The 14149-nt window shown below is 66.4% G+C and carries 11 protein-coding genes, 1 tRNA gene and 1 pseudogene; 11 read left to right on the forward strand and 2 right to left on the reverse strand.

Features of this window, described 5'->3' with window-relative positions; all coding sequences use genetic code 11:
* The first annotated feature begins 68 nt into the window (after window positions 1-68).
* From rplU to cgtA, 3 genes are all read left to right on the forward strand, one after another.
* Window positions 69-386: a 50S ribosomal protein L21 gene (gene rplU, locus HGB51_RS12510; protein WP_070209174.1), complete on the forward strand. Its 318-nt coding sequence runs from the start codon at window positions 69-71 to the stop codon at window positions 384-386.
* A 15-nt stretch (window positions 387-401) separates the two neighbouring features.
* Window positions 402-662, forward strand: a complete 261-nt coding sequence (gene rpmA, locus HGB51_RS12515; RefSeq protein WP_070209175.1) for a 50S ribosomal protein L27 — start codon at window positions 402-404, stop codon at window positions 660-662.
* 143 nt (window positions 663-805) lie between these two features.
* Entirely contained in the window at window positions 806-1855 is a 1050-nt protein-coding gene (cgtA, locus tag HGB51_RS12520) for an Obg family GTPase CgtA (protein WP_070209176.1), read from the forward strand.
* 187 nt (window positions 1856-2042) lie between these two features.
* Here cgtA and rpsT read toward each other — a convergent pair whose 3' ends face one another.
* Complete coding sequence (rpsT, locus tag HGB51_RS12525; RefSeq protein ID WP_070209177.1) at window positions 2043-2315, reverse strand: 30S ribosomal protein S20; 273 nt, start codon at window positions 2313-2315, stop codon at window positions 2043-2045.
* A gap of 116 nt (window positions 2316-2431) precedes the next feature.
* Between rpsT and murJ the strand changes: the two genes are divergently transcribed.
* The 7 genes and pseudogenes from murJ (at window position 2432) to HGB51_RS12560 (ending at window position 12070) form a co-directional block, all read left to right on the forward strand.
* Complete coding sequence (murJ, locus tag HGB51_RS12530; protein ID WP_070209178.1) at window positions 2432-4036, forward strand: murein biosynthesis integral membrane protein MurJ; 1605 nt, start codon at window positions 2432-2434, stop codon at window positions 4034-4036.
* A 75-nt stretch (window positions 4037-4111) separates the two neighbouring features.
* Complete coding sequence (locus HGB51_RS12535; RefSeq protein ID WP_070209179.1) at window positions 4112-5059, forward strand: bifunctional riboflavin kinase/FAD synthetase; 948 nt, start codon at window positions 4112-4114, stop codon at window positions 5057-5059.
* Entirely contained in the window at window positions 5056-7887 is a 2832-nt protein-coding gene (gene ileS / locus HGB51_RS12540) for an isoleucine--tRNA ligase (RefSeq protein WP_171966845.1), read from the forward strand. Before HGB51_RS12535 ends, ileS begins: the two co-directional genes overlap by 4 nt.
* Window positions 7887-8405 (forward strand): signal peptidase II, encoded by a 519-nt coding sequence (gene lspA, locus HGB51_RS12545; RefSeq protein WP_070208375.1) that lies wholly within the window; start codon window positions 7887-7889, stop codon window positions 8403-8405. Before ileS ends, lspA begins: the two co-directional genes overlap by 1 nt.
* A 33-nt stretch (window positions 8406-8438) precedes the next feature.
* Window positions 8439-9389, forward strand: coding sequence for a 4-hydroxy-3-methylbut-2-enyl diphosphate reductase (gene ispH, locus HGB51_RS12550; protein ID WP_070208374.1), 951 nt, complete (start codon window positions 8439-8441; stop codon window positions 9387-9389).
* 82 nt (window positions 9390-9471) lie between these two features.
* Entirely contained in the window at window positions 9472-11355 is a 1884-nt protein-coding gene (locus HGB51_RS12555; RefSeq protein WP_070208373.1) for a M61 family metallopeptidase, read from the forward strand.
* Window positions 11352-12070 (forward strand): annotated as a pseudogene (locus HGB51_RS12560) (lysoplasmalogenase). Before HGB51_RS12555 ends, HGB51_RS12560 begins: the two are co-directional and overlap by 4 nt.
* A gap of 135 nt (window positions 12071-12205) precedes the next feature.
* On the opposite strand, the gene treA reads toward HGB51_RS12560, so the two are convergent.
* Window positions 12206-13810: an alpha,alpha-trehalase TreA gene (gene treA, locus HGB51_RS12565; protein ID WP_281357525.1), complete on the reverse strand. Its 1605-nt coding sequence runs from the start codon at window positions 13808-13810 to the stop codon at window positions 12206-12208.
* A gap of 146 nt (window positions 13811-13956) precedes the next feature.
* On the opposite strand from treA, the gene HGB51_RS12570 reads away from it, so the two are divergent.
* Window positions 13957-14032 (forward strand) — tRNA-Thr (locus tag HGB51_RS12570).
* The last annotated feature ends 117 nt before the right edge of the window (window positions 14033-14149 follow it).

Below are 14149 nucleotides of genomic sequence, written 5' to 3' on the forward strand. Positions count from 1 at the left end.
ATCCCGCTTCTGTCTGCCCTCGATGGCAGCAGTCCATAGACCACAATAACTACAGAGGAAGTCTGGTCATGTACGCAGTACTGGTAACCGGCGGTAAGCAATACCGCGTGGCGCAGGGCGAAACGCTCCGCGTCGAAAAGCTCGAAGTCGAAGTCGGCAACGAGATCAAGTTCGAAGAAATCCTGATGCTGGGCGACAGCGATGGCATCAAGCTGGGCGACGCGCTGAACGGCGCCTCGGTCACCGCCAAGGTCGTGTCCCAGGGTCGTGCTGACAAGGTCCGGATCATCAAGTTCCGTCGCCGTAAGCACCACATGAAGCGCCAGGGTCACCGTCAGTACTACACCGAAATCGAGATCACCGGCATCGCCGGTGGCAGCAAGTAATAAGGAGAAGCAGTCATGGCACATAAAAAGGGCGTAGGCTCATCGCGCAACGGTCGCGACTCCAACCCGAAGTACCTCGGCGTCAAGATCTTCGGTGGCCAGGCCATCGATGCCGGCAACATCATCGTGCGTCAGCGCGGCACCCAGTTCCATCCGGGCGCCGGCGTCGGCCTCGGCCGTGACCACACCCTGTTCGCGCTGGTCGACGGCAAGGTGGAGTTCTCGGTGAAGGGCCCGAAGAAGCGTCGTACCGTCAGCGTCGTCGCCGAAGCCTGAGCTTCGCGAGACCCGGGCGTCGCCCCCGCCTAGGCGTGGGGCCGCTTGCGAAAGCCCCGCCTCGGCGGGGCTTTTGTTTTTCACGTTAGACTCTGCGGTCGGGCGCGTTCCGTGCCTACCGCCTCCAGGTGGCATCCAGAATCATGAAACTTGTAGACGAAGCAGAAATCCAGGTTACCGCCGGCAATGGCGGCAACGGCTGCGTCGGTTTCCGTCGCGAGAAGTTCATTCCGCTGGGCGGCCCGGACGGCGGCGACGGCGGCAATGGCGGCAGCGTGTACATCCGCGCCGACGAAAACCTCAACACCCTGGTCGACTTCCGCCACGAGCGCATCTTCAAGGCGCAGCGCGGCGAGAACGGCATGGGCCGCCAGGCCTATGGCAAGGGCGGCGAAGACCTGATCATCACCGTGCCGGTCGGTACCGTGGTGATGAACGTGGCCACCGACGAAGTCATCGGTGACCTCACCCAGCACGACGACATCCTGCTGGTGGCCAAGGGCGGCAAGGGCGGCCTGGGCAACATGCACTTCAAGAGCTCCACCAACCGCTCGCCGCGCCAGTCGCTGCCGGGTGAGGAGGGCGAAGAGCGCCTGCTCAAGCTGGAGCTGAAGCTGCTGGCCGACGTCGGCCTGCTGGGCTTCCCGAATGCCGGCAAGAGCACCCTGATCCGCGCCGTGTCCGCTGCCACCCCCAAGGTGGCCGACTACCCGTTCACCACCCTCTACCCCAACCTGGGCGTGGTGCGCGTGGAGAACTACCGCAGCTTCGTGATCGCCGACATTCCCGGCCTGATCGAAGGCGCGGCCGACGGTGCCGGGCTGGGCGCGCAGTTCCTGCGCCACCTGCAGCGCACCCGCCTGCTGCTGCACCTGGTGGACATCTCCCCGATGGAAGGCGGCGTGGAAATCTCGCCGATCGAGCAGGTCCGTGCGATCGAGCGCGAGCTGGCCAAGCACGACCCGGAGCTGCTGGAGAAGCCGCGCTGGCTGGTGCTGAACAAGGCCGACCTGATGTTCGAGGACGAGGCCAAGGCCGCGGCCGAGAAGATCATCGCCGAGCTGGGCTGGACCCAGCCGTGGTACCTGGTCTCGGCGCTGGGCCGTGAAGGCACCTGGCCGATCATGACCAACATCATGGCGTTCTTCGACCGCCAGAAGGAAGACGAAGCGGATGCGCGCAACGCGCTCTGACGCTGCCGTCGCTTTCATGGAAAACCCGGCTTCGGCCGGGTTTTTCTGTGGCGCCCATCGCGTAGAGCCGGGCTCTGCCCGGCTGTGCGTTACCTGGGGCCGTGCCAACGCAAAAAACCCGGCCGGGGCCGGGTTTTTCTCCTCACCTTGGTCGAAGCCACGCAGGGCGTGGCTCTACGGCCTTGGATCAGGCAGCGGCCTTGATGGCCTTGATGCGCGCAGTCAGGCGGCTCTTATGACGAGCGGCCTTGTTCTTGTGGATCAGACCACGCGAGCTGAAACGGTCGAGGATCGGCTGGGCGACGGCAAAGGCTGCCTCGGCGCCGGCGGCATCGTTGGCATCCAGAGCCTTGATCACCTTCTTGACAGCGGTGCGCAGCATCGAACGCTGAGCCGTATTGCGCGCGTTGCGCACGACGGTCTGCTTGGCGCGCTTCTTGGCGGACTTGATATTGGCCACAGTGGTGGTTTCCTGAAAAATCGGTGTAATGGGAACAGCAAGCTGGAAAGTATGATGGCTCGAAAAATGTACGTCAAGTCAATTGTCAAGAGGAAACACGGGTGAGTTCACCAAGGATGTTGCGCGGGCTGCTGTCTTTCAGCAGCATGACCATGATTTCACGGGTGCTGGGGCTGGTCCGCGACCAGGTCATCACCACCACGTTCGGCACCAATGCGGTGACCGACGCCTTCTGGGTCGCCTTCCGGGTACCCAACTTCCTGCGCCGCCTGTTTGCCGAAGGCTCGTTCGCGACCGCGTTCGTGCCGGTGTTCACGGAAGTGAAGGAAACCCGTTCGCATGAGGAACTGCGCGAGCTGATGTCGCGCGTTGCCGGCACCCTGGGCGCGGCGCTGCTGCTGGTGACCGCGCTGGCGCTGATCTTCGCGCCGCAGCTGGCCACCCTGTTCTCAAGCGGGGTAGAGACCGACCCGGCCAAGCACGGCCTGCTGGTCGACCTGTTCCGGCTGACCTTCCCGTTCCTGCTGTTCGTGTCGCTCACCGCGCTGGCGGGCGGGGCGCTGAACAGCTTCCAGCGCTTTGCGATGCCGGCGCTGACCCCGGTGATCCTCAACGTCTGCATGATCGCCGGTGCGCTGTGGCTGGCGCCGCGGCTGGGCGGCACCCCGGAAAAGCAGATCCTCGCGCTGGGTTGGGCGGTGCTGGCCGCCGGCATGCTGCAGTTGCTGTTCCAGTTGCCCTCGCTGAAGGGCATCAACCTGCTGACACTGCCGCGCTGGGGCTGGAACCACCCCGGCGTGCGCAAGGTGCTGACCCTGATGGTGCCGACCCTGTTCGGCTCGTCGGTGGCGCAGATCAACCTGCTGCTGGACACGGTGATCGCGGCCAAGCTGACCGACGGCTCGCAGTCGTGGCTGTCGCTGGCCGACCGCTTCCTGGAACTGCCGCTGGGCGTGTTCGGGGTGGCGCTCGGCACGGTGATCCTGCCGGCGCTGGCCCGCCACCATGTCAGTACCGACAAGGCCGGCTTCTCCAGCGCGCTGGACTGGGGCCTGCGCACCACGCTGCTGATCGCGGTGCCGGCCATGCTGGGCCTGCTGCTGCTGGCCGAGCCGCTGATCGCCACATTGTTCCAGTACCGCCAGTTCACCGCGTTCGACACCCGCATGACCGCGCTGTCGGTGTACGGCCTGAGCCTGGCGCTGCCGGCCTTTGCCCTGCTCAAGGTGGTGCTGCCGGCGTTCTACGCCCGCCAGGACACCCGCACCCCGGTGCGCGCGGGCCTGGTCGCGCTGGTCGCCAACATGGTCTTCAACTTCATCCTGCTGGCGATCCTGTACCAGGTGATGGTGCCCGAAGCGCTCAAGGCACAGGGCGTCTGGGTCGCGCTGGGCAAGCAGCCCGGCCTGCACCTGGCGCTGGGCATTGCCAGCGCGCTGTCCAGTTACCTGAACCTGGGCCTGCTCTGGTACTGGCTGGGCAAGACCGACGTGTACCAGCCGAAGGCAGGGTGGGGTGGTTACGTCGCCCGGCTGCTGCTGGCCTGCGGGGCCATGGTCGCCGTGCTGCTGGTGCTGCGCGGGCAGATGCCCGCCTTCACCGGCATGGACAAGTGGCACCGGATCGGCAACCTCGCGCTGCTGGTCGGCGGCGGCGGCCTGACCTACCTGGTCGCCCTGGTCGCCATGGGCTTCCGCCCGCGCCACCTGCGCGAGCATTGATCTGTGGACACCCCGGCTATACTTGAGGGTCATGCATTGCAATACGTTGGCCCGGGTGGGCCGGATCTCGATCAGATGAGCACCTTGTTCCGATCCATCGAAGGCAAGCCCCTGTTCCCGCAAGGGAGCGTGGTCTGCATCGGCGCATTCGACGGCCTGCACCTGGGCCATCGCGCGCTGGTGCGGCATGCGGTGGCGCGTGCCCGCGCCCTCGGCGTGCCTGCCGTGGCCGTGGCGTTCGAACCGCTGCCGCGCGAGTACTTCGCCCAGGGCGAACCGCCGCCGCGGCTGACCCTGGCCCGCGACAAGGTGGCGATCCTGCGCGAGTGCGGCGTGGACGCCATCGGCCTGCTGCGTTTCGACGCGCGCATGGCCGCCATGCCCGCCGAAGCCTTCGTCGAGCAGTTGCTGGCCCAGCGCCTGGGCGCGCGCGAAGTGTGGATCGGCCCGGACTTCTGCTTCGGCAACCGCCGCCGCGGCGACCTCGCCCTGCTGCAGGCCATGGGCGAGACGCTCGGCTTCAGCGCCGGCGAAATCGAAGCGGTGGACCTGCACGGCGACCGCATTTCCAGCACCCGCATCCGACAGCTGCTGCGCGAAGGCGATTTCAACCGTGCCGCAGACCTGCTCGGTCGCCCGTATACGATCAGCGGCCGCGTCGTGCGCGGGCGCCAGCTTGGCCGCACCCTCGGCTTCCCGACCGCGAACCTGCGCTTCCCGAAGACCCCGGCGCTGGCCGGCATCTACGCCACCTGGGTACACGGCGTGTTCGACCAGCCGTGGCCGTCGGTGTCCAGCTTCGGCACCCGTCCCACCGTGGACGGCGTGGAGCCGCTGCTGGAAGCGCACCTGTTCGACTTCCAGGGCGACCTGTACGGCCGCCACATCGAAGTCGAATTCGTCGCCAAGCTGCGCAACGAAGAAAAGTTCCAAGACCTGGCGGCGTTGACCGTCCAGATGCACCGCGACGCCGATCAGGCGCGTCGCATCCTTTCCGAACACAGATTGCGAGCCACTGCGTGAGCCAGGACTACAAAGCCACCCTTCATCTGCCGGCAACCGAATTCCCGATGCGCGGCGACCTGCCCAAGCGCGAGCCGGGCATTCTGTCGCGCTGGGAAGACGAGGGCCTGTACGCCCGCCTGCGCGAAAACGCGCATGGTCGCCCGCTGTTCGTGCTGCACGACGGCCCGCCGTACGCCAACGGCCAGATCCACCTGGGTCATGCGGTCAACAAGATCCTCAAGGACATCATCGTCAAGTCGCGCTATCTGGCCGGCTTCGATGCGCCGTACGTGCCCGGCTGGGACTGCCACGGCCTGCCGATCGAAATCGCGGTCGAGAAGAAGTGGGGCAAGGTCGGCACCAAGCTGGACGCCGAACAGTTCCGCCAGAAGTGCCGCGAATACGCCGAAGAGCAGATCGACCTGCAGCGCCGCGACTTCAAGCGCTTGGGCGTGATCGGCGATTGGGACAACCCGTACAAGACGCTCAGCTTCGATTTCGAAGCCAATGAGATCCGTGCGCTGTCCAAGATCTTCGCCAACGGCCACATCGTGCGCGGCGCCAAGCCGGTGCACTGGTGCTTCGACTGCGGCTCGGCATTGGCCGAAGCGGAAATCGAGTACCAGGACAAGACCTCGCCGGCCATCGACGTGGCCTACGTTGCGCGCGACAGTGCGCAGCTGGCTGCGCGCTTCGGCGTGACCCTGCCGGCCGATGTCGAAGTGGCCGTGCCGATCTGGACCACCACCCCGTGGACGCTGCCGGCTTCGCTGGCGGTGTCGCTGGGTGCGGACATCCAGTACGCGCTGGTCGAAGGCCCGGCCCACGCCGGCAAGCGTCGCTGGCTGGTGATTGCCGCCAGCCTGGCCGAGCGCGCGCTGCGCCGCTACGGCGTCGAAGACGTGGTCGCACACGGTCATGCCGCCGGTGCCGCGCTGGAAAACCTGCTGCTGGCCCACCCGTTCTACCCGCAGCGCGACATCCCGCTGCTCAACGGCGCGCACGTCTCCGACGAAGACGGTACCGGTGCGGTGCACACCGCCCCCGGCCACGGCCAGGAAGACTTCGTGGTCAGCCAGCAGTACGGGCTGATGGACAACTACAACGCCGGCCAGATCAACCCGGTCGACGGCCGCGGCGTGTACCTGCCGTCCACCCCGCCGGCGGGCGAGGTGGTGCTGGCGGGCGTGCACCTGTGGAAGGCGCAGCCGCTGATCGTGGACGTGCTGCGCGACTCCGGCGCGCTGCTCGCCTTCGTGGAGATCGTGCACAGCTACCCACACTGCTGGCGCCACAAGACCCCGGTCGTGTTCCGCGCCACCCCGCAGTGGTTCATCTCGATGGACAAGGCCAACCTGCGCAGCGACGCCATGGCCGCCATCGACAGCGTGGGCTGGTTCCCGAGCTGGGGCAAGGCGCGCATCGGCAGCATGGTCGACGGCCGCCCGGACTGGTGCATCAGCCGCCAGCGCACCTGGGGCGTGCCGATCGCACTGTTCACCCATCGCGAAACCGGCGAGCCGCATCCGCGCACCGTTGAACTGATGCAGCAGGTGGCCGACCGCGTGGAGCAGGGTGGCATCGACGTCTGGTACGCACTGGACGCCGCCGAACTGCTGGGCGACGAAGCCGCGCACTACGAGAAAGTCACCGACATCCTCGATGTCTGGTTCGACTCCGGCGTCACCCATGAAGGCGTGCTCGCCGCGCGTGGCTTCGGCAAGCCGGCCGACCTGTACCTGGAAGGTTCCGACCAGCACCGCGGCTGGTTCCAGTCCTCGCTGCTCACCGGCGTGGCCATCGACAAACATGCGCCGTACAAGCAGTGCCTCACCCACGGCTTCACCGTGGATGAGAAGGGCCGCAAGATGTCCAAGTCGCTGGGCAACGGCATCGAGCCGCAGGACATCATGAAGACCCTGGGCGCCGACATCCTGCGCCTGTGGATCGCCTCGGCCGACTACAGCAATGAAATGTCGCTGTCGCAGGAAATCCTCAAGCGCAACGCCGACGCCTACCGGCGCCTGCGCAACACCGCGCGCTTCCTGCTCGGCAACCTGGACGGCTTCGACCCGGCCACGCATCTGGTGGCCCCGGCCGAGATGGTCGCGCTGGACCGCTGGATCGTGCATCGCGCCTGGGAAGTGCAGGAGAAGATCAAGGCGGCGTACACCGGCTACAACATGGCCGAGATCGTGCAGCTGCTGCTGAACTTCTGCAGCGTCGACCTCGGTTCGCTGTACCTGGACGTGACCAAGGACCGGCTGTACACCATGCCGACCGACTCGCGTGGCCGTCGTTCAGCGCAGACCGCGATGTACCACATCGCCGAAGCCTTCACCCGCTGGATCGCGCCGATCCTGACCTTCACCGCCGACGAGCTGTGGGGCTACCTGCCGGGCGAACGCAAGGACAACGTGCTGTTCGCCACCTGGTACGAAGGCCTGGCCCCGCTGCCGGCCGACGCCCCGTTGAACGCGGCCGACTTCGACCAGCTGCTGGCCCTGCGCGAGCAGGTGGCCAAGGTGCTCGAACCGATGCGCGCCAACGGCGCCATCGGTGCCGCGCTGGAAGCAGAGATCACGGTTGCCGCAAGCGAGGAAACCGCCGTGCGCTGGCAGCCGCTGGCCGATGAACTGCGTTTCCTGTTCATCAGTGGCGACGTCAGCGTGCGCCCGGCGACCACCGACGAGGTGTTCGTCAGCGCCCAGCCGACCACCAAGCAGAAGTGCGTACGCTGCTGGCATTACCGCGCCGACATCGGCACGGTGGCCGCCCACCCGGAACTGTGCGGTCGTTGCGCAAGCAACGTCGACGGTGCCGGCGAAGACAGGAAGTGGTTCTGATGGCCGCCCCGCGTCCGCGTCCCAGCGCGCTGGTGTGGCTGCTGCTGTCCGCAGCGGTCATCGTCCTGGACCAGTGGAGCAAGGCCTGGGTGCTGTCCAGCCTGCCCGAGTACCAACCGGTCACCGTCATCGACGGCTTCTGGAACTGGTACCGCACCTACAACACCGGTGCAGCGTTCAGTTTCCTGAGCGACGCAGGTGGCTGGCAGCTGTGGTTCTTCACCGCACTGGCGGTGGGCATCAGCGGCCTGATGGCGTTCTGGCTCTCGCGCACCCCGCGCGCCCACTGGCGCAGCGCGGTGCCGTACGCACTGGTGATCGGAGGTGCGATCGGCAACGTGATCGACCGCCAGGTGCACGGCCACGTGGTCGACTTCATCCAGTGGTACGTGGGCGAGCATTACTGGCCCGCGTTCAACATTGCCGATGCGGCGATCGTGGTCGGCGCCATCGGTATCGCCGTGTTCGGTCTGTTCGACGGCAAGACCGCCAAAAAGGCGGATAATGCCAACCCGTAACCCCTTGCCGGCCGCTGCCGGGAGACCTGTCTGATGGATGTGCTGCTCGCCAACCCGCGTGGATTCTGTGCCGGTGTCGATCGTGCGATCGAGATCGTCAAGCGCGCGATCGAAACACTGGGCGCGCCCATCTACGTGCGCCATGAAGTGGTGCACAACCGCTTCGTGGTCGACGACCTCAAGCAGCGCGGCGCGATCTTCGTCGAAGAGCTCGACGAAGTGCCGGACAACAACACCGTCATCTTCAGCGCGCACGGCGTCTCCCAGGCCGTGCGCCAGGAAGCCGAGCGCCGTGGCCTGAAGGTGTTCGACGCAACCTGCCCGCTGGTGACCAAGGTCCACTTCGAAGTCGCCCGTCACTGCCGTGCCGGCCGCGACGTGGTGCTGATCGGCCACGCCGGTCACCCGGAAGTGGAAGGCACCATGGGGCAGTGGAAGCAGGAAGCCGGCAGCGGACACATCTACCTGGTTGAAGACGTGGAGCAGGTGGCCACGCTGGAATTGAACCAGCCGGAAAACTTCGCCTACACCACCCAGACCACGCTGTCGGTGGACGACACCCGCGGCATCATCGAGGCCCTGCGTGCGCGCTTTCCGGCGATGCAGGGGCCGAAGAACGACGACATCTGCTACGCCACCCAGAACCGCCAGGACGCCGTGCGCGACCTGGCCAAGCGCTGCGACCTGGTGCTGGTGGTCGGCTCGCCGAACAGCTCCAATTCCAACCGCCTCAGCGAACTGGCCCGCCGCGACGGCGTCGAGTCCTACCTGATCGACGGCGCGCATGAGATCGACCCGGCGTGGGTGGTGGGCAAGAAGCACATCGGCCTCACCGCCGGTGCCTCCGCCCCGCAGGTGCTGGTCGACGGCGTGCTCGAACGCTTGAAGGAACTGGGCGCAACCGGCATCGGCGAGCTCGACGGCGAACCGGAATCGATGGTGTTCGCGCTGCCGAAGGAACTGCGGTTGCGCCTGATCAGCTGATCCCCAACCGTGACCTTTGGCCATGGGGCGGCACACCCCCGAGGTCTAGGATCGAACGTTTCGCCCCCGGAACCTTCGCCCGATGAAACTGCGTGCCGCCGTCCTCTCCGCGCTTCTCGCCGCCACCGCTACCGGTGCCTACGCGCAGACGCCACCGCCGCAGGACGTCGCCTTCCCCGGCCTGCTGCGCATCGACGTGGACGCACGCGACATCGGCCGCCGCATCTTCAAGGTCAAGGCCACCGTGCCGGCCCAGCCCGGCCCGCTGACCCTGCTGTACCCGCAATGGCTGCCCGGCGCGCATTCGCCCAGCGGTCCGGTCGACAAGGTCGCCGGCCTGGTGGTCACCGCAAACGGCAATCCGCTCACCTGGAAGCGCGACCCGTACAATGTGTACGCCTTCACCGTGGACGTACCGCAGGGCGCCAGTGAAGTGGTCGCCGAATTCAAGTTCCTCTCCTCGCAGGGCGCAGGGCAGGGCCGGGTGGTGATGACCCCGGAAATGCTCAACCTGCAGTGGATCGCCAACTCGCTGTATCCCGCCGGCGTGAACAGCCGCAACATCCAGGCCCAGGCCAGCGTCACCCTGCCGCCGGGCTGGGCCTACGCCACCGCGCTGGACACCGAGCGCCGCGACGGCGACACCGTAGTCTTCAAGCCGATCAGCTACGACCACCTGGTCGACTCGCCGCTGTATGCCGGCCGCCACTACCAGCAGTTCGACCTCGACCCCGGCGCCAAAGTCCCGGTGCACCTCAACGTGTTTGCCGACGACGCCAAATCGCTGGTGGCCAAGCCCGAACAGGTGCAGGCACACCGCGCGCTGGTGCAGCAGATCTACAAGCTCTACGGCGCCCGCCACTTCGACCGGTACGAGTTCCTGCTGGCCCTGACCGATAAGCTCGGCGGCATTGGCCTGGAACACCAGCGCTCCAGCGAAAACAGCGGCGACACCGGCTACTTCACCGAGTGGGACAAGACCTGGCTCGGTCGCGACCTGCTGCCGCACGAGTTCAACCACTCCTGGAACGGCAAGTACCGCCGTGGCGCCGACCTCACCACCGCCAACTTCAACGTCCCCATGGGCGACAGCCTGCTCTGGCTGTACGAAGGCCAGACCCAGTTCTGGGGCCACGTGCTGTCCGCGCGCTCGGGCCTGTGGACCACCGACCAGACCCGCGACATGCTCGCCAACGTGGCGGCCACCTACGATCGCGGTCGCCCTGGTCTGTCGTGGCGCAACCTGCAGGACACCACCAACGACCCCACCATCGCCCAGCGCCGCGCACTGGCGTACCGCAACTACCAGATGAGCGAGGACTACTACTCCGGCGGCCAGATGGTGTGGTTGGAGGTGGAAGGCAAGCTGCGCGCGCTCACCGGCAACAAGCGCAGCCTGGACGATTTCGCCAAGGCCTTCTTCGGCATGAAAGACGGCGACTGGAACGTGAACCCGTATACGTTCGAAGACGTGGTTTCCACCTTGAACGGCATCGCCCCGTACGACTGGGCCAGCTTCCTGCGCGAGCGCCTGGACGGCCACGGCCCGCTCACTGGCGGGCTGGAAGCAGCGGGCTGGAAGCTGGTCTACACCGACACCCCGAACGACGCGTTCAAGGCGCAGGAAACCCGGGCCAAGAACGCCAACCTGCTGTACTCGCTGGGCCTGGCGGTAAATGACGCCGGCGCCATCAGCGACGTGCTGTGGGACAGCCCTGCATTCAACGCCGGCCTCTCCCCGGGCATGACCGTGCTCGCACTCAACGGCCGCGTGTTCAAGGGCGAAGACCTCAAGGATGCCGTGACCGCCGCGAAGACCGACAAGGCCCCGCTCACCTTGCTGGTGAAGAACTTCGACCACATCGACACGGTCAAGCTCGACTACCACGGCGGCCTGCAGTATCCGAAGCTCGAGCGCATCGCCGGCAAGCCCGACCGCCTGGCCGAGCTGTGGAAAGCGCGATGAACCTGCGCCGCGACGTGCCGATCCTGCTGGCGGCAGCAGCCGCCATCATCGGCGCGTCGCTCGACGGCGACGGCCGCTGGCTGCACTGGGTAGCCAAGCCGCTGACCACGCTCCTGATAGCCGCCATAGTCTGGCAAGCCCTGAAAAACAACGCGACCGAACCCCGTAGTGCCGGCCGCCGGCCGGCAACCTCGCACCCCGTCACCGCCCCACCTACCGCCAAGCCATCCTGCTCGGCATGGGCTTCTCCTGCATCGGCGACATCGCGTTGATGCTCCCTTTCGACGCCTTCGTCCCCGGCCTGATCGCCTTCCTGCTCGCGCACGTCTGCTACATCGTCGCCTTCCGCGCAGGCTTCAAAGCAGGGAAGGGGTTGGTACTGGCAAGCGCACTGCTAGCCCTGTTCGCCGGCATCAACCTGGCCGGCCTATGGCCGCTGCTTCCGGGCGACCTGCGCATTCCCGTAGTCGTCTACGTACTAGTGCTCGCCCTGATGGCCACACTCGCGCTCGCGCGCGCGTGGTCGCGCAATCCACTCGGCGCATCCCCGGGCACGCACTGGGCCGCCATCGGCGCAGTGCTCTTCGTCATAAGCGACTGCACCCTGGCCTGGGACCGCTTCGGCGGCGGCCTGCCTCTCGCATCGTTGTGCGTCCTGGCCACCTACTACGCAGCCCAATACTGCATAGCGCGCTCGGCAATCTCCGCGAACTGACCGTTCGCGAACCCAGACGACCCCAACTCAATCAAAAACACCGGCGGTAGGGTCGGTTCCCAAACGACCGCCGACCCTGCCCATCACTGCTATAACGCATGACCCCGGCCGGCGCCGCGCTCCTGCCCGTATCAATCACTCCCCAACATCCCCAGCACTCTCACACCGCTTCCCCTCCGCACACAACCGATCCAACAACGCCAACGTAACCCCATTGCTCCACCCAAACCCATCCTGCAGCGGATACTCCCCGCCGCCCCCACCGCCCGCAGACCCGTCCACCACATACTTCTCCACCAACTTCCCCTCGCGGTCATAAACCGTCTGCACCGTCCGCAGGAACCGCACGCCGATCTGCCGCGCCAATGCGTCCTGCCGATACCGCTGCAACCCATCCACCGCCACCCACTGCAACGGCGCCCACCCATTCGGCGCATCCCACTGCTGCCCCGTGTTCTCCGTGGTGGTCAACAACCCACCCGCGCGCACCAGCTGCGCCTGCACAGCATCCGCAGTCCGCCGCGCCTGCGTCGAATCCGCCACCTGCAACCACAACGGAAACAGCGCCGCCGCCGTCAGCGCAGGGCGGGGCGTACCGCGTTCCAGATCGCGATCCGCATACCAGCCCTGCCGCTCGTCCCAAAGCAGCGCATTGATCGCCCGCTTGCGCTGCTCCGCCAGCCGCCGGAAATCACGCGCCTCAGCACGCTCCCCAACCGCACGACTGGCCCGCGCCAACGTAACCTCCAGATGGAACAGCAAACTGTTCAGATCCACAGGCACGATCTCGGTGGTATGAATGCTGCCCAGCTCCGCCGGATGCACCAGCCACCGCGAACTGAAATCCCATCCAGACTCCGCCCCCGCACGCAGATCTCGATACACCTGCGAAGGCGCACGATCCGGCACCGTCGCCGCCGTAGCCAGATCATCCGTCCACGACTCCGTACGCGGCACCGCCCGCGCATCCCAATAGCGGTTGAGCAGGCTGCCATCATTCATCCGCACCACGCGCTCACTGGCCGCACCCGGCGCCAACCCCTCCGCCCCACGCATCCAGAACGCATGCTCCGTGCGCAGCTGCGGCAGATAGCGGCGATACGCCTCATCGCCCTCATGCGTCGCCAGCAGGTCCACCATCAAGCTGAAGAACGGCGGCTGCGAACGGCTCAGGTAGTAACTGCGATTGCCATTCGGAATGTGCCCGTACTGGTCGAGCTGCCACGCGAAGTTGTCCACCATGTCGCGCACCTGCTGCCAGCGACCGCTGGACGCCAGGCCCAGCAGGGTGAAGTAGCTGTCCCAGTAGTACACCTCGCGGAAGCGCCCACCCGGAACCACATACGGCTTGGGCAACGGCAGTAGCGACCCACGCGGATCCACCGTCTCGGTGCTCCGGGTCAGCACCGGCCACAGCCCCTCGATATGCGCGCGCAGGGTTTCACCGGCAGGCGGCACATACGGAGTCCCTTCAACCGGCACCGTGAAATGGTCAGCCACGAAGGCGGGCAGGGCATACCCCGGCTGTGCCTGGGCGCGCGCCCACTCCGCCAGCAGCGAATCCGGGTCCTGATGCGGCACCGCGTCGGCAAAGGTCTTCTGGTCCTTGAACAGGTGCGCCCGCTGGACCTGCTGGAACAAGGGCTGCCACTGCTGGTCGGGTGGCTGCGGAGCCTGGGCAGGCGGGGCGGCTGCCGCCGGAGCGGAGCAGAGCAGGGTGGCCAGCAGCAGGCGGGGCATGCGCACGGGTGACTTCATGAACGGCATCCGGAAGGCAACACCCCGACTCTAGGGGCGGGAACGTCAACACCGGGTGCGCCCCGGCCAGCACAGGCCCCGGCGCCGATTGACCCACCCAGCCGCTCCCCTTTAGAATTGCCTGCTCAGCCGGAATAGCTCAGTTGGTAGAGCGGCGCATTCGTAATGCGTAGGTCGCAGGTTCGATTCCTGTTTCCGGCACCAGTTTCATCAAAAGCCCCGGCCTTGGTCGGGGCTTTTTGTTTTCGGTGCGTTCGGAACCTATTGATGGAAAAGGGATTCGTGTCGGACTGATTGCTGGCTGTTCTTCCATGCCGCTCA

Origin of the sequence: Stenotrophomonas bentonitica (assembly GCF_013185915.1) — a bacterium.
Classification (GTDB): Bacteria; Pseudomonadota; Gammaproteobacteria; order Xanthomonadales; family Xanthomonadaceae; genus Stenotrophomonas; species Stenotrophomonas bentonitica.